Here is a 20,847-nt window from a genome sequence, read left to right on the forward strand (position 1 = left end):
CCCCTCATTCTTTTCTAGTAGCTTATGGACGTCATGAGCATGATCATGAGGAAACAAAAGAGCAGGCCGCCAAAGGTGACAATCCCTGTGGCACTGAGCAGTATGATTTCCCTACGGGAAAACTCTTTTTTCTTTTTTTTCGATTTCTGAGACTCGTCATTCTTCTTTGTTTTCAATTTACGTGTAACAGCCATGTTTTTTCCTGATAATTTCAATAAGCTCTGATCTTACCTTAAAAGAGCGTCTCTGTCACTCAATAGGGGCATAAGTTTTCCATTCTCAGCTCCACCACGATAATCATTACCTTTTGTATATTTAATAAAAATATAGATTGTCTATTGCTTGATCTGTAAATATTGAAGTAATATAATTATGATATCATAAATTGATATGGTAATAATTGTTGAGATTATAAGAGGTCAGAGATGTTGAAGACTGCTGTCAATTCTTTTCACAGAGAACAAAACGCCCGTATGGTCGAGTATGCCGGATGGGATATGCCTTTGTTTTACGCCATGGGGGCTACGGAGGAGCACAGACTGGTTCGTCGGAGTGCCGGACTTTTTGATGTCAGTCATATGGGACGCTTTCGAATCAAAGGTTCCGGGAGTGCCTCTTTTCTGGATTATCTCATTACCAGTGATGTCAGGTCCCTTAAGATCGGACAATCAGGGTACGGCCTCCTCTTAAATCGGGATGGCGGAATCATTGATGATATTTTTCTTTATCATACGGGGCCGGAGGATTATATCCTTGTGGTCAATGCCTCCAACCTGAACAAAGATCTGGATTGGCTGAATGAACATAAGTCAGCTTACGATGTCACAGTGACAGATGAGTCGCCCGAAACTTCTCTTTTTGCCCTTCAGGGGCCCAGGGTTCTTCCTGTTTTGGAAATCCTGACGGGTCAGAATCTCCAGGATGAATGGGACAGGTTTGGAATCAGAGAGTTCCTCTTTGAGGATATTCCATTTTTGGCAGGTCGAACGGGATATACCGGGGAAGACGGTGTGGAAATATTTGTTTCCAATGATAAGGCCCTTGCCCTCTGGAAGAGTCTATTAGAGAAATTCAGTCTCCATTGTGAAATCGCTCCCTGTGGTCTTGCCAGCCGTGACAGTCTCCGGTTTGAACCGGGTTTTCCCCTCTATGGACATGAAATGAATGAATCCATCCTTCCACCCCAGGCTCTTTTAAAATGGGCCTGTTATTTAGAGAGTGATTTCATCGGAAAAGAAGCCCTTATGGCTCTCCTTGAAAAGGGATTAGAGACAAAACTGATTACCCTGTCTCTCATAGAAAAAGGCGTACCCAGAGAGGGATATGAAGTGCTCTCCAAGGAGGGAGAGGTCATTGGACAGGTCGTCAGCGGACTCTATGCTCCCACTGTGGATAAATACTGTGCCAATGCCTTTGTTCCTGTAGCCTTCGCCAAGGCTGGAACGGAACTGCAGGTTTCTTTGAGAGGACAACCTAAGATGGCTGTCGTAGAAAAGAGACCCCTCTATAAACCAGTTTATCGATGACATTTGATGAGTGTAGAATTATACTAATAAAAAACTGATCCCTCAGAAGGGAGTTATGACGTGAAGGAGTCAATTATGGAAATCAGGTATGCCAAAACACATGAATGGGCAGGAAAAGACGGAGATCTCTATGTGTGTGGTCTCAGCGAGTACGCACAGGATAAAGTTGGGGATGTTGTTTTTGTAGAACTCCCCGAAAGCGGAGCAGAAGTGGAGCAGAATGCCCCTTTTGGAGTGATTGAGTCTGTCAAAGCGGCAAACGATCTTTTTTCTCCCCTAAACGGAGTCGTGGCCGAAATCAACTCAGCCCTGGAAGATGAACCGGAACTCGTCAATTCTTCTCCTCTCAAGGATGGGTGGATCTGTAAAATAAAATCGGACGACCAGAGTTTTTCTGCGTTGATGAGCGAAGATGAATACAAGGAATTCCTGAAAGGGCAGGACGAGTAGTCCCTTTTACGGGCTTCTTCTGGGACCTGCGCCTCTATTTGGAAGCGCAGGGTGAATGAAAACAATAGAGGTTGGAATATGAGTTATAATCCCCACACTGCCGAAGACCGGCAGAAAATGCTGGAAACACTGGGACTTTCTTCTGTGAAGGAACTCTTTGCAGACATTCCCGAGGCTTACCGCTATCCCGAAGTGAATATCCCTGAGGGGCTCTCTGAGATGGAGGTCAAAAACCGCCTATCCTCTCTGGCAGGAGCAAATCAGAACAGTGAAGAAGGATTGTGGTTTCTGGGTGGAGGAATCTATAGACATTATATTCCTTCCGTGGTTGACGCCGTTCTTTCCCGGGGGGAGTTTTTCACAGCCTACACCCCTTATCAGCCGGAGGTCTCTCAGGGGACACTCCAGGCACTCTTTGAGTTCCAGACAATGGTCGCAGAACTCTATGGTATGGATGTGGTCAATGCGTCTCACTACGATGGAGCGGCCTCCATGGCCGAGGCGGCTTTGATGGCTCTTCGTTGTAAGCCCGGACGGCAGACAATATATCTGGATGACAATATTCATCCAGAGTATAAGGAGGTCATGAGGACCTACCTATCGGGCACTAAGGCCCATCTGAAAGAGGGCCTTCCCGGGGAAGATGGGGCTTGTTTTATCACAGCCTATCCCGGGTTTACCGGCGAAATAAAAGACCTGAAAGCACTGAGCGGTCTGGCCCATGACGCGGGTGCCTTGTTCATTGTCCATGCGGACCCACTGGCCTGCAGTCTTCTAGAGTCTCCCGGTGCCTGCGGTGCGGATATCGTGACAGGAGAAGGGCAGCCCCTGGGAATCCCCATGAGTTATGGCGGACCCACTCTGGGGCTCTTTGCCACAACGAAAAAACTAATCAGAAAAATGCCGGGACGCGTGGTGGGGCAAACCATGGATGCCAGCGGCAGAGCCGGATGTGTTCTCACATTTTCCGCGAGGGAGCAGCACATCCGCCGTGAGAAAGCCACCAGTAACATCTGTTCCAACCAGGGGCTATTGGCTCTGGCCGCCGCTGTGTATATGGCCGCCATGGGAAAGCAGGGGATCAAGGAAACAGCCCGGCTTATCTATGACAAAGGGGCTTATGCCGCCTCTGTTCTGGATAAAGTCCCAGGGTTTCAAGTGAAAACTTCAGGGCCTTTTTTCAGGGAATTTGTCCTCAGTTGTCCCCGGCCTGCCAGAGACATCGCCCATGAGTTAGAGCTCAAGGGAATTTTCCCCGGACTGGCTCTGGACCGTTTTGAAGGGTTTCCTGAGAGTGATCTTCTTGTTTGTGTGACCGAAATGAATAGTAAAAATGATATTGACAGCCTAGCGGCCGCCCTGGGGGAGGTATCCAAATGATGCAGAGTAAAGTGAGTTCCTTATGGGAGTTGAGTTCCCCAGGAAGACGGGTCGTTCAAACGCCCTCTTCTGATGTCCCTAAGGCTGAATTGCCAGCGCAGCTGGCCCGAAAGGAAGATGCCGATCTCCCCGAAGTGAGCGAACTGGATCTGATCCGTCACTACACGAGGCTCTCCACCCTCAATTACAGTATTGATACCCGTTTTTATCCTCTGGGGTCATGCACCATGAAGTACAACCCCCGGATCAATGAACAGACAGCCAGGATGGCCGGTTTTGCCGCCTCTCATCCCTATACGCCGGTTCAGATGGTACAGGGAAACCTAGAACTTATGTACAGCCTTCAGCAGGGTTTGGGAGAACTTTCAGGATTTGATTCTGTCAGCCTTCAGCCCGCCGCCGGAGCCCAGGGAGAATTGACTGGAGTCCTGATGATCAAAAAATATCATCAGTCCAGAGGAGATACGGGAAGAACCCACTTCCTCATTCCCGATTCCGCACACGGTACTAATCCCGCCTCTGTGGCCATGGCTGGTTTCACAGCCCTTGAGGTCTCATCGGACAAGCGGGGTAATATAGATCTGGATCATCTTAAGTCACTCTGTGATTCTTCCATAGCCGGAATTATGATCACAAATCCCAACACCTTGGGACTCTTTGAAGAGAATATTTTGGAGGTCCTTCAGACCGTTCATGACTGTGGCGGGCTCGTGTATGGAGACGGAGCCAATCTCAATGCCATCATGGGCATCGTCAAACCGGGAGAACTGGGATTCGATGTCATGCATTTTAATCTTCATAAAACCTTTAGTACTCCCCATGGGGGCGGAGGTCCTGGAGCAGGACCGGTGGGAGCGGGGGGAGCCCTTCGGGATTTTCTTCCCGGACCCATAGCCACACTATCCAGTAATGGACAGTACGAATTGGTGCAGCCTAAGAAATCCATAGGGAGACTCAAAACCTTTTATGGAAACTTCGGCGTCCTCGTCAGAGCCTACACCTATCTTCTTTCTCAAGGGGGAAGTGGTCTGCGCGAATCCTCAGAAAATGCAGTACTCAGCGCCAACTACCTGATGGGACTGGTCAAGGACATCCTTCCTCCCTGGTATGACAGGGCTTGTATGCATGAATTTGTCAGCTCCGGAGAGAACCTGCCCGATGGTATTCACACCATGGACCTGGCCAAACGGCTCATCGACTATGGATTTCATCCCCCTACGGTCTACTTTCCTCTGATTGTACCCGAAGCCCTCATGGTTGAACCTACGGAGACTGAAAGTGTTGAGACTCTGGATGCCTTTGCCGCGGTTCTGAGAGAAATTGTCAAGGAAAGCAAGGTGAACCCTGAGCTGCTCCATGACGCACCCCATCAGGAGCTGGTTTCCCGTTTGGATGAGGTTATGGCCGTGCGCAAGCCCATCCTGAAGAATCCTAAGTCTTCATAACAGGTCTCTTTCTTAAGGGTTAGAAGAGGGAAAGGCGTACCTTGGATATCTGGCTGATTTTCCTGACAGGGCACTGAAAAGGCTTGTCGGGAAGTTCAGTACCGATGAGCAGGGCTTCTGTTTCCTTGTGGTTCTCGAGTTTTATGGGAATCACCCTGTGGGTTACAATATCAAAATCACCCTCTGGAAGGTTTACCTCAAGAAGCCAGGCCCTGTTTCCCAGAACCGACTGAATCATGCGGAGTTTCCCCTGATAATCCAGGCCCTTAACCTTTCTAATGCCACCCTTGATCATCCCTTTGTCCAATTGATCCTCCATGAAAATAACACCCCTGCGGATGCGGTCTTCCATTTCTATCTTGTCTTCAGGTCCTATGTCTTTTAGAGACTTCAGCTTTTGAATCAGTTTCTCTATATGGGCTGGAGGTGTTTCCAAGAGTTCCGTTTGATCCGGAAGAGGGGTGGAATCTTCTGAGTCATTCTGTTTGAGGTGGACAGCTGCGGACTCTTTCGGCAAGAACAGTGCGGGTACTGTTGGACGGTTGACGTGTTTTCCTCTCACATGGGGGACCGTTCTAATTCCCAGCTGTTCCAGAACCTCTTCCCATTCGTTTCTGTTTTCCCGTCCCATAAGAAAAATACCCGGTGCCAGGGTCTTCAGTATGTAGGGAACCAGAAGGCCGCTCTGTTCCAGAACCTGACTGTGGGTTTCATCCATTTCAAGAACCAGTCCGTCCCAAAGACGGCAGCTGTTGTACTCTTTTTCCCAGTCTTTCATGGAAAAGTGGACATTCTGTGTCAGTTCCAGGGCGAAACGGTTCACCAGCTCATCTTCCAAGTCTTCCAGTTTCAAACCGGCTTTGAGGAAGGAGGCGAAGGACTGGTCTGTCATTTTCAATTGGGCAAAGGCGTCATAGCGTTCCGCCGTCAGAGACAGGGCCAGGGGAAGGCTAAAGGGTGCCTCCGGTGTCAGATTGACATCAAATGTGGCATGGAAAAAAACTGACCCTGCGGGTGAGGGTGATGGGTCGGCAATCAATCGGGGAATCATGGGATGAAGGTAATAATAGTCATCACGGCACACCAGTATATGGAAAATTTCAAATCGCTTGATCAATGTATTCACAGGGAGGGGAAGTGGTCCCGTGAAAATGGGATCTCCCAGGATGGTGATCAGGTTGATCAAATCCTCTTTTGTTATGCCCCTGTTTGCCGGGAGATAGGAGATGATGGATTCGGTGAGAATCCGCCCCTTGTCGGGACTGCCTCTGTCGGCCGATATGAGTTGACCCCAGAGGGTAAGAAGCTGGTTCCGTCTATCCAGGGAGGAGAAGTGTTTCAGATGCTCAATGCGCAGGGACCAGTTGCCTCCCTGGATGGACAGGAGTTTAAGATCCTTCAGTGTGTTGAGAATCAGATGGAGTTCTTCTGTTTCGCCTGCGCTGAAAATTTTAACAGGATAGAGTTGAGCCAGTTTCTGGAGGAATTTCTTTTTTAGGGAGCCGTCATTGTTTCCAATCTGCTTTTCTCTGTGAATCAGGGATAGAAAACAGATTAAAAAGGAACCATTTAAGATGGGGAGAGTTCCTGTCTCCGGCGGCTGGGAGGGGTGGAGTTCATACAGCTGTCCCGGGCCAAGTCTTTTCTGAATCGATTCGGGCAGCAGGGGAGAACAGCAGAGGCTGAGGTTCCCCGCATCCCTTTTCGTAAATACCAGTAGGCGTTCTTCCAGGCTTGTAATACGGCTTTGTATTTCAAAAGGAGTGAACCGGTTAGAGAAAAATTCCTTGAGGAAGTGTACATCGGGAAGCCTGAACCACTGGATGGCCGAGAGGATCAGAATATCCTCCCTGGTGATCATACTGATCTGCCTCTCTTCGTTTTCGGGCCGTCCCAAACGAGTTGCCAGCGCATTGAGCAGGTCAGTCTTGTTATAGGGGGTTTCTACTCCACCGAGGTAGTTGTTCATGATTTCCATAAACACGCTCTCGGGAAGATCCCGCATCAAAGAATTCCAGATATCTTGGTCTAAAGATGTACTCACAGATCCTCCATTCCCAGGCTGATTGTATATTTATAACCCTGTTCGGTTAAAAACTGCTGTCTGTTGGCGGCATATTGTTCTTCCACAGTATACCGGGTTACCAGGGAGTAAAACCAGGAATCTTTATCCTTGGGTCTTAGAATCCTTCCCAGCCGCTGCGCCTCTTCCTGGCGGGACCCGAAGGTTCCCGAAATCTGTATGGCCACTGAGGCATCGGGGAGGTCAATGGCAAAGTTGGCCACCTTTGAAACAACAATGATCCTGGACCTTCCCGTTCTGAAGTTTTCGTAGATCTCTTCCCGAGCGGCATTGGGGGTCTTGCCTGTTATGAGGGGTGCTCCCAGAATCCGGGCCATCTCCTGGAGCTGTTTCACATACTGGCCGATGATCATGATGGCATCGTCGGGATGCTTTTTGATCAGATCCAGCACAAGATGGGATTTGTGGGGGTTTTCCGCAGCAATCCTGAATTTCAGGCGCTTGTCCGCCACGGCATAGCTTGTTTTGAGGTCATCGGGCAGATCCAGTCGTAGCTCATGGCACCAGGCGGTGGCAATCCAGCCTCCCGCTTCCAGTTCCTTCCAGGGAACGTCATAGCGTTTGGGGCCCACAAGAGAAAAAACATCCTCTTCCGCTCCGTCCTCCCTGACCAGGGTCGCCGTCAGCCCCAGCCGGCGCACCGCCTGAATTTCGGCGGTGACCCTGAAAACAGGGGCCGGTAAAAGATGCACTTCATCGTAGATGATGAGACCCCAATTTCCCTTGCGAAAGAGGGAGAAGTGAGTGTACTCGCTCTCCTTGTCCTTCCGCCAAATGAGGATCTGGTACGTTCCAATGGTTACGGGTTTTATTTCTTTTTTTTCACCCGTGTACTCACCGATGTCCTCTTCTCTTAAGTCGGTTTTATCTAAAAGTTCGCGTTTCCACTGGTGAACCGCCGCCACATTGGTGGTGAGGATGAGAGTCTTAGCCTGAATTTTGCTCATGGCGCACATACCTATGACTGTCTTTCCTCCGCCGCAGGGGACAACAACCGTGCCAAACCCCGTTCCAGGTTTGTTGTTGCCGATAAAAGCCTTGATGGCATCTTCCTGGTAATCCCTGATATGAAGGGGCTTGCCGCTGATCATGGTCTCCCGCATATTGATAGGACAGGGGTCTCCCGATTTGAGGGGTGCCAGATCCTCCACTGGAAATCCGGCTCTGATGAGGTGCAGCTTGACTGTTCCCCTGTCCATGAGTTTCATGAAAAACCCGCCTTCACCGGGAGTGAGGAATTTCTTGAGACTCTTCAGATGGGCTATTTCTGTGAGGATGGCCAAGTCTGTGGATTTCAGAAATAGTACGCCCTCATCCTCGGTGGCTTCCACCTTGATCAATCCGTAGCGGGACAGGGTGGACCGGACAAAATAAATGACATTTTCCGGGACGGGGAACCGTGATAGTCTGTTCAGACTCTCGATGATCTCATCTTCTTCAATCCCCGCTGAGGCGGCATTCCAAAGAGAGAGGGGAGTCATTCTATAGGTATGTATATGCTCGGGAGACTTAATCAGCTCGGCAAAAGGGGATATCTCGGCTCTGGCTTTTTCAAATCCAGGGTTGTGGACATCCAATAAAAGAGAGTGGTCTCCCTGAACAATCAGGGCTAATTGGGAAGTATCAATCATAACCAGTCATTTTACCCTTTTAAGAGGAGGATATCAACAGGACCCCATTCGGGGTTTTAGACCTCTGTAGAGATCAGGGGATAAAAACAGGCCACCTTATGCCCCGCGGTTCTCTCCACCTGTTCGGGTATGGATAAACAGGCCTCCTGTCTTTGAGGACAACGGTGATAAAAAGGACATTCCTCCAGAGGCTGGGTGGAGTCAAAGGGTTCAAAGGCCTTGAGCTCAGATGAGGGAGTCATCCTGCTGGGAATGCTGTCATAGAGGAGTCTTGTGTAGGGATGCATTCTGGATTCCGCCAGTTCTCTGGCACTTCCTTCCTCTACGATTTTCCCCCTGTACATGACGCCTATGCGGTCACAGAAATAGGTGGTCACCGTCAAATCGTGGGCGATGAACAGCATGGTCAGATTGAACTGATCCTTCAGTTTCAGGAGGAGATTGAGAATTTGGCTTTGGATAGACACATCCAGAGCCGAAACAACTTCATCGCAGATCAGAAGTTCGGGCCTCATGATCAGAGCCCGGGCAATGGATATCCTCTGTCGCTGTCCTCCCGAAAAATCGGCGGGTCGCCGCTCCAGATCTTCCGGGGACAATCCGACAGTCTTCATCATCTGTGCCGCTTCTTCCCTGGCCGCCGTATCGCCCGGCCAGTGGGGGCTCTGCCTGTATCCCGCGGTGAGGATGCTGTAGATTGTCATTCGTGGATTCAGGGAGCGGGCCGGGTCCTGGAAGATATATTTAACTCTGCTGCGGTACTGGAAGAGTTCTGTTTTGCTCAGATGGTCCAGATTGAAGGAGCCTCCCTCTTTTTCATGGAACACAATCTCTCCCGTATCGGCCTTGTACATCTTTACGGCCAGACGGGCCAGGGTGGTCTTTCCGCATCCGGATTCGCCCACCAGGCCGTAGGTTTCCCCTCTTTTCAAGTGGAGAGAGACACCGTTGACGGCGTAGACAAAGCGCCCGTACCGGGCAAAAAGGCCCGCTTCCAGAGAAAATTTAATACTCAGGTCCCGGAGTTCGAGGTGTACTGATGGGTCTGCAGCGGGGTTCATTGGGAATCTCCTTTATAGGGGAAGAGGCAGCGGTACCGGGAGCCTCCGGATGCCTCTGCTAGAGGGGGAATCTCATGAAGGCAGGCATCCTGGGCAAAGGAACAGCGGGGAGCAAAGGGGCAGCCCGGTTCGGGATGGACCGGATCGGGAACTGTTCCGGGAATGGTATGAAGTGTATTTTCACTGTAATGACTTCCAAAGGAGGGCAGGGCCTGGAGCAGTCCCCGGCTGTAGGGATGTCTGGCCGTGCCGATCAGCTCTTTGGCCGGGGCTTCCTCCATGACCAGTCCGCCGTAGAGGACCAGAATCCTGTCGGCTATCCTGGCAACAAGGTCCAGGTCATGACTGATGAATATGATCCCCATGCCCCGTTTTTCCCTCAGGTGCAAGAGGAGTTCGATGATCTGGGCCTGAATGGTCACATCCAGGGCCGTTGTCGGCTCATCGGCTATGAGGAGGCGGGGGTTTCCCGCCAAAGCCAGGGCTATCATGATTCTCTGGAGCTGTCCGCCGGAAAACTGATGGGGATAGCTTCCCAAACGGTCTTCAGGCTGGGGAATCTGTACTTCCCGCATGAGATTCACCGCCCGGGCTCTCAGCTGCTTCTCATCTTCCTCAGGGTAATGAAGCCTCAGGGTCTCCCTGAAGGTTTTTTCCATGCTGAAAAGAGGATCAAAGGAGCGTCCCGGCTCCTGGAATATCATGGCTGTTTTTTCCGACCGGAACCGGGGAAGCTCCTTCTTCTTTTCAAGGGTCTTCACATCCCGTCCCTCAAAAAGAATATCACCCTCTATTTGGGCATATTCCGGCAGTAGACGCATCAGAGCCTGAACACTGACGCTCTTACCGCTGCCGCTTTCGCCCACCAGTCCCAGGATCTCTCCCTGTTTCATTGTATAACTCACACCCCGGAGGGCCTTCAGGGCTCCTCTTCTTAAGGGGAAGGTGATCCTCAGGTCTCGGATGTCCAAAAGGTCTTCGGCCGTACTCATCTCAGCCCTCCCTTCCCCTGGTGATAGGGATCAAGGTAGTCCCTGAGAAGGTCTCCCAGGAAGTTGTAGGCCAGTGTGGTGATCAAGAGAAAGAGTCCTGGTATGAGGAACCAGGGGAAATTTCGGAGGTTGCTCAGGGTGGAAATTTCCCTGTTAATAAGGCTGCCCCAGCTTACGGCGGGGTCGACTATTCCCAGTCCCAGATAACTCAGAACGGTTTCACCCAGAATGAATCCCGGAATCCCCAGGGCGATGCTTACGATGATGATGGAGGACATCTGGGGAATGATCTGTTTGAAGATGATACTCAGGGTGGGAATCCCCTCAAGAATAGCGTTTGAAATGTAGTCTTCCCGTTTGATGGAATGAACCATCCCCCGGATCAATCGGGCACTGCCCGGCCAGCCTACAAAACTGAGGATGACAGTGATCACCATGAAGGACTGACCGCTGGTCATGCTTCGTGAGAGGATGGATCTCAAAAACAGGATGAGGTAGAGACCCGGGATGAGAATGAAAAACTCAGAAAACCGCATGATAAACCAGTCAATTTTACCGCCGTAGAATCCGGCCAGACCGCCGAAGGTAATGGCCAGTGTCATGGAAATGGCAATCCCGATGAAGCCGATGGTGAGACTGATCCGGCTACCGTAGAGGATACGGGTAAAGAGATCCCGTCCCAGATTATCAGAACCCATGAGGAATATGGGAAGATCCTCCCCGGGGGGCAGGCCGAAAAGATGGCGGTCACCGGGAATGATGCCCCACATCTTGTAGGGGGCTCCTTTCACAAAAAATCGTATGCGCTGGTTCGTTCCCTTGATGCGGGCGTACTTCCAGTTGATCTCATTGATGACGGCCCGTTCCTGCACCTGGGGACCCAGACCGAGTTCGGGACTGTACCAGCTCACAGAAGGAGGATGAAAACTCTTGTCCGAAAAGCTTTGTGTCGGTGTATAGGGCGATACAAACTCGGCAAAGATCATCATCAGATAGAGGAGGACCAGAATCACGAGGGAGATGAGAGTAATAGGTCTGTAGAGGAGGGCCTTAAAGAAACCTTTCATTTGTTTGAATACCTTATGCGCGGATCCACCACCGCCAGGAGTATGTCAGCCATCACCATGCCGAAGAGGACCAGAAAGGATGTGAACATCAAATTGGCCAGAACCAGATAAATGTCTTCCTGGAGTACAGCTTCGTACATGAGGCGGCCTATGCCGGGGTAGGAGAAGATAATTTCCAGAATGAGCGACCCTGAAAACAGCCCGGCCAGAAGATTGGCACTGCTTGTAATATAGGGGTTTAGAGTGTTGCGGAAGGCATGGGCAAAATAGACTCTGGACTCGGCTATGCCCCTGGCCCTGAGAGCGGTGATATAGGGCTGTCCCAGCTGATCCAGCATGGTCGCCCGTATCATCCGCATGGTCCCGCCGATGCCTCCTAAAAAAGCTCCAATCAGTGGCAGGGTAATATGGTGCATGTAGGAAAAAACAAAGTGCCCCGGATTTTCAGTGAAGGGAAAACCCGGATAGGCCGTTACGGGGAATAAGCCGGATACGGCCGCAAAGAGCTGGAGTAGTATCAACAGGAGCAGGCCGGGAAAGGAGTGGAGGAAGAGGGCTATGAAGGTGGCGGCCAGGTCGGTCTTGGTGCCTACCTTAGAGGAAAAATAGATTCCCAGGGCAAAGGATATGACCGTCAGCATCAAAAGGGATATCAGGTTCAGCAGGATGGAATTGACCAGCCTGGTACGGATTAAAAAGAGGATGGGGGCCCGGCTGATCATGGACCGTCCCAGATCCCTGTCAACAAAGACCTGTTTTAGCCAGTGCATGTACTGAAGGTAAAAAGGCTTATCCAGTCCCAGTTCGGCCTTGCGGGCGGCAATCTGCTCCTCCGAAAAGATCCCGTTCTGGTTTTTTCCATCTCCTCCACCGTCGTCCATGGCCAGCATCTGGTTTTGAACGTAGCGGTCCACAATGTCTCCCGGAGCCAGTTCCATCAGGGCAAAAACGGCGAAGCCCAGAATAAAAAGAATGACAACCATGGAAACCAGACGGCTGAGGACAAAACTGACCAGGGGATGGTCTCCACGGAAGCGGAAAACCAGTTTCATTATAGAGAGATAGAGAGACCTCATTCGGCCTCCTTTAAAAACAGGCGGTTCGTATCAAGCCCTCCCAGAGTATCAAAATAGGCGTTGTCCCACTTGTCTCTGAGGGCCAAAAAGGCCTCGCTGTGGACCAGATAGAAGAGGGGCAACTCTTCTAAAAGGATGGATTGAAACTCATTCCATATGACCTTGGCTTCTTCCTCATCGGGAGTGTAGGACCCCTCGTTATACAGGCTGTCTATACGGGCTTCCCAGGAGGTAGCCGGTGATTCCTGCAGGGGATTCCAGAGGTGAAGGTTTCCATCGGAGGGCCACACATTGGAGCCGCCGGTAGGCCAGTAGTTGCTGCCCAGGCTGATCAGAATGGCATGCCAGTCATAGGTAGAGGTCAGCATCTCTATGATCTTCTGGAAATCGAGGGGAGTGACGTTTACCTTGATGCCCACCTTGGCACATTCATCTGCGAAAATATTGGCCGAATCGATGCGTATATTGTTGTCGCTGTTGGTGATGATATCAAACTCAACCCTCCGGCCCTCGCTGTCGTGCATGATTCCCTGATCATCCTGGGTGATGCCCATGGATGCCAGCAGTTCTATAGCCTTGTCAGGGTTGTATGTGTAGACATTGCTGATGGAATCATCATAAAAGGGATTGGCCTGGGCGTAGTGATGTAGCGCCGGTTCTCCCAGTCCTCTGTAAATCTGTTTCACCATTCTTTCCCGGTTGGTGAGGGAGCTCATGGCCTGGCGGAATTCTTTCTTTGTAAACCAGGAGAGGTAGGGCTCGGAGAGACCCGAGGGGTTCTGGTTGAAACTGATGAGATCGGCACCCATGGAAGGACCGCCGTCATAAATTGTATAGTCCGTATTTTGGGCACTCACAAGTTCTTCCAGATCTTCTGCCCGGATGCTGAAGCTGTCTGTTTCGCCGTTCTTGAATAGAAGATAACTGGTATTCATATCCGGAACGACCTTGGCAATGGTTTTCTCAATGTAGGGAATGGTTGTGCCCTGTTCGTCCTTGTCCCAGTAATCACTGTTTTTTTCATAGACCAAGCGGACTCCCGGGGTGTATTCCACCAGAAAGTGGGGTCCTCCCGAGGGGAGGGTCTTCACATCCGTGTCGATGGTGAGGATGTCCTTGATGCCCTCCGTTCCCAGTTCCCTTAGGGCTGGTTCATAGATGAATTTGGGGCCATAGGTCATGTTACAGCTGAGAATGGGATTAGCCACTATCCGTGGAAAATGGAAAGCGACTCTCCTGTCATCCAATTTTTTAACGCTTACCCTTCCCTTGGAACCATCGGGCATGGTCAAAAACTGACCATTGTAGCTCGTGAGCTGGAGATCTTCATTTCCATTGATTTCGTCGTACCAGAAGACCACATCGTCGGCGGTAATCTTTACTTTTTCATCCGAGTTGTAAAAGCTCCAGTACAGGTCGTCCCTCAGGGTGAATATGACATCCAGACTGTCCTCTTCCTCATGGACAACAATCTCAAAACTGGCTGTTTCGGGCATCCATTCCCGGGTGTAGGGGTCATAGTCCGCCAGATAACCCGGCAGGAGTCCCCCCAGGATGGCAGAGGCGCTCTGATCGCTGTCGGCGGCCAGGAGATTGAAGGTCTTGGGATCGTTGGTGATGGTTGTGTACCAGGTTCCACCGGATTTTCCCGGGGCAAATTTTTCAACTCCGCCGGGTTTTTTGACAGTTCCGGCTAAAAGCCCTTCCTGGTTCTCTTCTTTTCTGGTTTGAGCCTCTTCGAGGGTCATCTCCTCGTCATTAGAACAGGACATCAGTGTCAGAAAAAGAATCCCCAGTGCCATGAAAGACACTCTCACTGCCTTGTGTATCATAAAACCCTCCCCGGAAACGCATGGTTTATTCAGTTATTATGTGTAGAATCATTGCTCATTGTCCATAGCTTTCCCGGTTTTGTCCGGTCCGGAGAAGCTCCTGTTTCCATTATACACAAAAGAGGGGCCGGCCGGGAGAAATCGGAGCAGCATATTGCAGGTGTTGCTCAATTTGAGGCTGTAATGATATTGTTCTGATTATGAACATATCAGTGATTGGTACAGGATACGTCGGACTCGTACAGGGAGTCATTTTGGCAGACTTCGGTCTGCAGGTGATCTGCATGGATGTGGATCAGAAGAAAATTGACCGGTTAAATGCCGGGGATGTTCCCATTTATGAACCGGGATTGTCCGAGTTGATGCATAAGAATGTGGAAGCGGGAAGACTCCGGTTTTCCTCAGATATGAAAGAGGCCGTAGAAAGCGCCGATTCCATCTTCATAGCCGTGGGCACCCCCCCCGCAGACGATGGATCTGCCGATTTGCGCTATGTGCTGGCTGTTGCCAAGGGCATCGGGGAATACCTGAACGGCTACAAGGTCATTGTGGATAAGTCGACAGTGCCCGTGGGGACCGCCCGACTCGTTGGCGAAACCATTCAAAAAGAGCTGGATGCCCGGGGTGTCAGTCATGAATTTGATGTGGCTTCCAATCCGGAGTTCCTCCGGGAAGGGAAGGCGGTCAATGACTGCCAGCGGCCGGACAGGATTGTTCTGGGATGTGATTCAGAGCGGGCCAAAGACCTCCTGAAGAAGGTCTACAATGTGCTGTATATCAACCAGACTCCTTTTATTTTTACAGAAATTGAAACGGCAGAGCTTATAAAGTATGCTTCCAACGCCTTTTTGGCGGTAAAAATCTCGTTTATCAACGAAATTGCCCTTTTAGCGGAAAAAGTGGGGGCCAACGTACAGGAAGTCGCCCGCGCCATGGGAATGGACGGCCGGATTAGTCCCAAGTTTCTCCATGCCGGTCCTGGTTACGGCGGAAGCTGCTTTCCTAAAGACACCAAGGCCGTGGCGGATATTGCCCGGAAACACGGAGAACAGACTCTGGTGATCGAAGCGGCCATTCAGGCCAATGAAAAACAGAAAGCCAAAATGATAGAGAAGATCACAGACTCAATGGATGATGTAAAGGATAAAACTATTGCCGTGCTGGGCCTCTCCTTCAAGCCGGACACCGACGATATGCGGGACGCTCCAGCCCTGACCATTCTGGAAGGTCTTGCCGCCCAGGGCGCCCAAATCAAGGCATACTGTCCCCAGGGAATCGAGGAATCCAAGTGGCGCCTGGCGGACATCGAAAATCAAATCACCTACTGTCACGATGAGTATGAGGCAGCCAAAAATGCCGATGCCCTGGTCATCCTGACCGAGTGGAACCAGTTCCGCGGCATCGATCTTGAGCGGATGGGCAAGTTGATGAAGGGAAATTTTCTCTTTGATCTGAGGAACATCTTTGCCAAGGACGAACAGGTGCGGAAGCTATTCCAATACCGCCCTGTGGGAAGAACCTAAAAAAGAGACTGACCCCGGGCAGTCTCCCGGGATAGTCCAATCAAATCAGAGCGGTCAATTCTTCGGCCGCTTTTTCCCAGGCCTCGGAAATTTCATTCTGACGTTCCTCGAGGACGCTTATTTTCTGACTCACCGCCTTGGCCTTCTCCGCATCGGAATAGACCTCGGGTAGGCCAAGCTCTTCTTGAGCCTTCAGCAGATCCGCCTCGCAAGCCTCCAGGTCCTCTGTGAGCTGGGCTTCCAGACGCTCCAGCCGGCGAACTTCGGCTTTTCTACGCTTTTCTTCTTCTCTGCTTAGTTTGGCAGCACCCTCGTTGTTTGAAGGTTTGGACCCCTGGGGTACCTCCCCGGGAGCCGCCTTTGCCGGGTTATCTTGCTGGGCGGTGGACTCTTTTTTCCAGCGGTAGTAGGCGTAGTCTCCGTCAAAGTACTCAGCTTTGCCGGGAGTCAGTTCCATCACAGACGCTGCCAGCTGTTCAATAAAGTAACGGTCATGGGATACGAAAATCAGTGTGCCCTCATAGCCCTTCATGGCATCCAGCAGAACATCCTTGGATGCCAGGTCAAGGTGGTTTGTCGGCTCATCCATTACCAGGAGGTTCACCGGTTCCAGGAGGAGCTTCAGCAGGGCCAGACGGTTTTTCTCACCCCCGCTCAAAACGGCGCATTTTTTGTAAATATCATCATCGGAGAACAGAAAAGAGCCCAGCATACCCCGGAGTTTGGGGATCAGTTCCGTGGGGGCATCGGCTTCCAGAGTTTCCAGCACACTCTTATTGGGGTCTAAAACCAGTTCCTGGTCCTGGGAGAAATATCCAATCTTCACATCCGTACCCAAACGGAGTTTCCCTGTAAAATCCTTGTCCTGACCGCTGATGATCCGCATGAGGGTGGACTTTCCCGCACCGTTCACACCGGCCAGGTTCAGTCTGTCTCCCTTGGTAATTTCCAGATTGATATCCTTTAAGACCTGATGATCACCGTAGGACTTCCCCACAGCTTCCAGGCTCATGACCTTTCGCCCCGAGTGGGGAGGGGGAGGAAAGTGGAAGTGCATCCTCTGCATGGATGTGGGCAGCTCTATTCTTTCCATTTTTTCCAGCATCTTGACCCGGCTCTGAGCCTGGGCCGCCTTGGTTGCGGAATAGCGGAATCTCCGGATAAAATCTTCAAGGCGGGCTATCTCTTCCTGCTGGAGTTTCCAGGCCGCTTCGAGCTGTTCCAGCTCCATCTTGCGGCGGGCCTCATAGGCCGAATAGTTTCCCTTGTAAATTTTCAGGCTTCCCTGAAAAAGCTCGGCAGTTTCTTTGGTTACCTGGTCCAGAAAGTAGCGGTCATGGGAGACCACAAGGACCCCTCCGGGGAATTTCTGAAGGAACTCCTCCAGCCAATCCCTGGCTTCCAGATCCAGATAGTTGGTCGGTTCGTCTAAAAGGAGGATATCGGGCATTTCAAGGAGAATCCGGGCCAGGGCTATCCGCATCTGCCATCCGCCTGAAAAAGTGGAGGTTTCCCTCTCCAGATCTTCCGCCTGAAAGCCCAGACCCAGAAGAACCCTGTAAATCATGGCCTCTCTCTCGTAATAACCGCTGGCGGTAATCTGTTCCTGAACCTCATGGTGCCTTTCGGCCAGATTTTCCATGGCTTTTTCGCTCAAATCGGGATGAGCCAGACGTTCTGCCAGCTCCTCTCTCTCTTTTTCTAGATCCTTGATATGAATATAGGCCTGTTCCACCTCTTCTCTGAGGCTTCTATCACGAAAACGGAGTCCCGACTGGGGAAGGTAGCCTATCCGGGCATTCCGGCTCTGGGAACGGTCACCCCCATCGGCCTCAACTTCTCCGCAAATCACCTTCATAAAGGTCGTCTTGCCGCTTCCGTTGGCTCCTGCCAGAGCTACCCGTGAGGCATGGGAGAGGTTCAAATGAATATTTTTCAGGATGTCCCTGTTCCCGAAGGCCAGAGAAATTCCGCTTAACTGTACAAAAGCACTCAAAGGATCAGCCCGCCCCTTCTATGGGTTCTTCCGTTGTTGGAATATCCTCTCCATCCGAACCTACAGAATCCTCCTGGTCTTCATTTCCAGAACTGGATGGAGCGGAGGAAATCTTGTCGGGGAAGTTAAAAAACATCTGGATCGGGCTGAAAAACTGGTCGTTTGTAACCACTCTCTCCACAATATAGCGGTCATCCACGTAGAGAAGACTCGCACCGGCATCTCTCATGGTGTAAAGAAAATCGGCGGTCTCTCCCGATTCGAAGTTAAAGGTGATCACACCATCGTAGCGGCTTCTGATCTGCTCGGAAGGGAAGTTCCTGAAACTCACATAGCCGCTGTTTCCAGCCGAAACGGATAAGACCTGCTGACTGATAAGGGCCGACTTGTCAATCCAGGTAAAACGGCCCCCGTTTTCAAACAAAATCGTACCGTAGGCCTGGCTGGACATCTCAGGACCCCTGTCAATGAATTCCTGAAGTAGAGCGGTCCGCCGGTTCATTTCCTTGGTGATGATGGTATCCACATCTTCCGAGAGTCTGATAAAGGCCATGCTGTACTCCAGCCCATCATATTTGTACTGGACACTTATAAAATATTCGGAGTTGATGGTAATGCGGAAACTGCTGCCACCAAGGTCGTAGCGGTTAGATCCGATGCGGGTCACCTTGTCAAAGGACGAGACAAGCTCCTTATCTATGGTCTTCAAGGTGATTGTCTTGTTCTCCAAATCAGGAAACAGGCCGTATTCGGGACGGAACAGGGCCAAGTCTACCTGGCGGCGGCTGATCATATCCTGATAGGTATCGGGACGCCATGTGGTGGAGAAAAAAGCATCCAGAAGGGGGTCACTCTGATCCCGCTCATTCTGAACCACCATCTCCTGCTGATCATTGAGGCTGTATACCGTCAAAAGAGCATCAAACACATAACCTGTCACACCGTCGTCGGTGAGTATGGTATACCAGTGCCCCTCAAAACGGCCCACTTCTTCCAGCTCTCCCCGGTCCAAGACCTTTATCTCCTGATTCTCCCTCAACTTATAAACTCTTTCGCTGGAAGCATCGGGACGCTCCCTCATGGGAAGCCCCTGTTTATTGGCATAGGCAAAAACAGAAACATATTCCTCATACCCGGCTGCAAACTCAATGGCTTCCGAATTCTTTTCAAAAAAACGGACACGCCACACGGGAATCTCAAAGCGTTCTTTCGTTCCCTTGATTTGCAGGATATAGCTTTTTCTGATCCTTGACTCCTCCAAAACCTCGGTCAAAGCCCCCGTGGGCAGGCCGTCCTGGTCTGACCAAAGGACCACTCCGTAGCCGATCTTGCGGGAACAGGAGAGAGTCATCGCCGTTATTATTATAAGCAGAACCAGGAGTCTGCGGCTGTATTTTGTCATCATCATTACCTCTAAGTGCTCTTAAATGGATGGACAACATTGTATAGGAAGAACCGGGTATTGTCTATTTGGGGGGCTTCGGGCTTTCCGCTTTTAGGGGTTCATCCGTCATTTTGAACCGGGCTTGCTCCGCGCCGCCCTCAAAAGACGGACCCCTGCCGCTTCTATCCCTGCCCCTGTTTGTGTTCTCCGGGAACCGGGGATATAATGACTACATGAATACAGATCAATACTATGCCGCCCTGGACATTGGAGCCGGGCGGGGTGCCAAGATAGCCTTTTTCAACAGCAAGGGGAAAATCGCCTCGGAATCGCTCTTTGGTGTGGAGGATTACTGCCTCGAATTTTCAGAATTTGCCGACACTCTGGCAAGGAAAATCAAAGACGCCCTTCCACCCCATGGAAAAATGCTGTCCATGGGCATCTCATCCGCGGGGATACTCAGCTCCGATGGAGGATTTCAGCTCTTTGCCAATTGTGCGCGTTATAACGGACATAACATCCGCAAGGCCATGGAAGAGGCCTTTGACATACCCGTTGCCATAGACAATGACGCCAACACGGGGGCTCTGGCGGAGTGGTCTGTTCTGAAAATGGAGCTCCTTTACTGGGTTTTCGGAGGCGGCTGGGGGGGAGCCTGGGTCAGCGAAGATGGGCAGGTCCTCCATCCCGCTCATGACTGGGACGGCCGGGACTCCTCCCTCCATTACACCAACGAACCTGGGTATGCCATCCCCCTGTCCAAGCACAGGCTCAGACTCCTTTTTCTGGAAGTCGGCGCCTCATACGAACTGTTTGAACAGCACCTCATCGAAGACCCCGATCTTCCCGAATCGGTACTCCTGGGGCCAGGAGGCTGTCCAGACAGTCTCCGGGCGGAGGTCATACTCTCAGGTCCCGGCCGCTGCCGCCTGTTCCGCGCGCTTGTGGGGGACGACACCTTCTATGAGCGCTTTTTGGACATCCATGAGCTAAACCAGATCAACGATCCCAGCATCGCGGGGAAACACATCAGCAAACTTTCCAATATGAGAGTAGAATCGGCGGTCAATACGGACAGGCTCTATGGGAAAATCCTGGCAGAAGCGGCGAGGATCATGTTCAAAGCAGGAGCTGCAGACGGTTTGAGAGGAGACCTTCCCATCTTTTTGGGGGGCAAACCCAGCTATGCCCTCCCATACTTCGGCCCCTCCTGTCAGAGGGTCTTGGGAAAAATGGGGATTATGAGCTACCTCAGGCCTTCGGTTTTAGATGAAAAGAATCTCAATGCCAACCTGGTGGGAGCCTCGGTTTTAGCCAGGAGAGCCTATGAGACCCGGTGAGCAAAAATTTTAACAAAGAGCTGATGCACAGCTGCAATTTTCAGGCTAGTATAGCCGGGGA

At 51.1% G+C, this 20,847-nt stretch carries 16 protein-coding genes; 6 read left to right on the forward strand and 10 right to left on the reverse strand.

The window, feature by feature from the left end; translation table 11 throughout:
* Positions 1–14: 14 nt before the first annotated feature.
* Entirely contained in the window at positions 15–194 is a 180-nt protein-coding gene (locus tag EXM22_RS02675) for a hypothetical protein (RefSeq protein ID WP_149485030.1), read from the reverse strand.
* Between the two features lie 231 nt (positions 195–425).
* On the opposite strand from EXM22_RS02675, the gene gcvT reads away from it, so the two are divergent.
* The 4 genes from gcvT to gcvPB all read left to right on the forward strand — a co-directional run bounded on the left by gcvT (position 426) and on the right by gcvPB (position 4,801).
* Complete coding sequence (gene gcvT, locus EXM22_RS02680; protein WP_149485031.1) at positions 426–1,526, forward strand: glycine cleavage system aminomethyltransferase GcvT; 1,101 nt, start codon at positions 426–428, stop codon at positions 1,524–1,526.
* A 75-nt stretch (positions 1,527–1,601) separates the two neighbouring features.
* Positions 1,602–1,976 carry a glycine cleavage system protein GcvH gene (gene gcvH, locus EXM22_RS02685; protein WP_149485032.1) on the forward strand — a complete coding sequence of 125 codons (375 nt, stop codon included), beginning with the start codon at positions 1,602–1,604 and terminating at the stop codon, positions 1,974–1,976.
* Positions 1,977–2,027: 51 nt separating this feature from the next.
* A complete protein-coding gene (gcvPA, locus tag EXM22_RS02690) occupies positions 2,028–3,356 on the forward strand; it encodes an aminomethyl-transferring glycine dehydrogenase subunit GcvPA (protein ID WP_246157065.1) in 1,329 nt (442 codons plus the stop codon).
* Positions 3,356–4,801: an aminomethyl-transferring glycine dehydrogenase subunit GcvPB gene (gcvPB, locus tag EXM22_RS02695; RefSeq protein ID WP_149487908.1), complete on the forward strand. Its 1,446-nt coding sequence runs from the start codon at positions 3,356–3,358 to the stop codon at positions 4,799–4,801. Before gcvPA ends, gcvPB begins: the two co-directional genes overlap by 1 nt.
* Positions 4,802–4,820: 19 nt before the next feature.
* Here gcvPB and EXM22_RS02700 read toward each other — a convergent pair whose 3' ends face one another.
* From EXM22_RS02700 to EXM22_RS02725, 7 genes are read right to left on the reverse strand one after another with little or no spacing between them, the layout of a single operon-like run.
* On the reverse strand, positions 4,821–6,845 hold the full coding sequence (locus EXM22_RS02700; protein ID WP_149485033.1) for a hypothetical protein: 2,025 nt from the start codon (positions 6,843–6,845) through the stop codon (positions 4,821–4,823).
* Positions 6,842–8,515, reverse strand: coding sequence for a DNA repair helicase XPB (locus tag EXM22_RS02705; protein WP_149485034.1), 1,674 nt, complete (start codon positions 8,513–8,515; stop codon positions 6,842–6,844). Before EXM22_RS02705 ends, EXM22_RS02700 begins: the two co-directional genes overlap by 4 nt.
* Positions 8,516–8,571: 56 nt before the next feature.
* Positions 8,572–9,576 carry an oligopeptide/dipeptide ABC transporter ATP-binding protein gene (locus EXM22_RS02710; RefSeq protein ID WP_149485035.1) on the reverse strand — a complete coding sequence of 335 codons (1,005 nt, stop codon included), beginning with the start codon at positions 9,574–9,576 and terminating at the stop codon, positions 8,572–8,574.
* Positions 9,573–10,568, reverse strand: a complete 996-nt coding sequence (locus EXM22_RS18365) for an ABC transporter ATP-binding protein (RefSeq protein ID WP_246157066.1) — start codon at positions 10,566–10,568, stop codon at positions 9,573–9,575. The genes EXM22_RS02710 and EXM22_RS18365 overlap by 4 nt, the downstream gene beginning before the upstream one ends.
* A complete protein-coding gene (locus tag EXM22_RS18370) occupies positions 10,565–11,635 on the reverse strand; it encodes an ABC transporter permease (RefSeq protein ID WP_246157067.1) in 1,071 nt (356 codons plus the stop codon). Before EXM22_RS18370 ends, EXM22_RS18365 begins: the two co-directional genes overlap by 4 nt.
* Positions 11,632–12,711 carry an ABC transporter permease gene (locus tag EXM22_RS02720; RefSeq protein WP_149485036.1) on the reverse strand — a complete coding sequence of 360 codons (1,080 nt, stop codon included), beginning with the start codon at positions 12,709–12,711 and terminating at the stop codon, positions 11,632–11,634. Before EXM22_RS02720 ends, EXM22_RS18370 begins: the two co-directional genes overlap by 4 nt.
* Positions 12,708–14,543, reverse strand: a complete 1,836-nt coding sequence (locus EXM22_RS02725; RefSeq protein ID WP_246157068.1) for an ABC transporter substrate-binding protein — start codon at positions 14,541–14,543, stop codon at positions 12,708–12,710. The genes EXM22_RS02720 and EXM22_RS02725 overlap by 4 nt, the downstream gene beginning before the upstream one ends.
* Positions 14,544–14,743: 200 nt before the next feature.
* On the opposite strand from EXM22_RS02725, the gene EXM22_RS02730 reads away from it, so the two are divergent.
* Positions 14,744–16,066: a UDP-glucose dehydrogenase family protein gene (locus EXM22_RS02730; protein ID WP_149485037.1), complete on the forward strand. Its 1,323-nt coding sequence runs from the start codon at positions 14,744–14,746 to the stop codon at positions 16,064–16,066.
* Between the two features lie 40 nt (positions 16,067–16,106).
* Here the strand turns inward: EXM22_RS02730 and EXM22_RS02735 are convergent, their stop codons facing one another.
* Complete coding sequence (locus EXM22_RS02735) at positions 16,107–18,062, reverse strand: ABC-F family ATP-binding cassette domain-containing protein (protein ID WP_149485038.1); 1,956 nt, start codon at positions 18,060–18,062, stop codon at positions 16,107–16,109.
* 4 nt (positions 18,063–18,066) lie between these two features.
* Positions 18,067–19,470, reverse strand: a complete 1,404-nt coding sequence (locus EXM22_RS02740; RefSeq protein WP_149485039.1) for an SH3 domain-containing protein — start codon at positions 19,468–19,470, stop codon at positions 18,067–18,069.
* 209 nt (positions 19,471–19,679) lie between these two features.
* Here EXM22_RS02740 and EXM22_RS02745 point away from each other — a divergent pair, with 209 nt between their 5' ends.
* Positions 19,680–20,786, forward strand: coding sequence for an ROK family protein (locus EXM22_RS02745; protein ID WP_149485040.1), 1,107 nt, complete (start codon positions 19,680–19,682; stop codon positions 20,784–20,786).
* The last annotated feature ends 61 nt before the right edge of the window (positions 20,787–20,847 follow it).

The organism is Oceanispirochaeta crateris (genome assembly GCF_008329965.1).
Taxonomy (GTDB): Bacteria; Spirochaetota; Spirochaetia; order DSM-2461; family DSM-2461; genus Oceanispirochaeta; species Oceanispirochaeta crateris.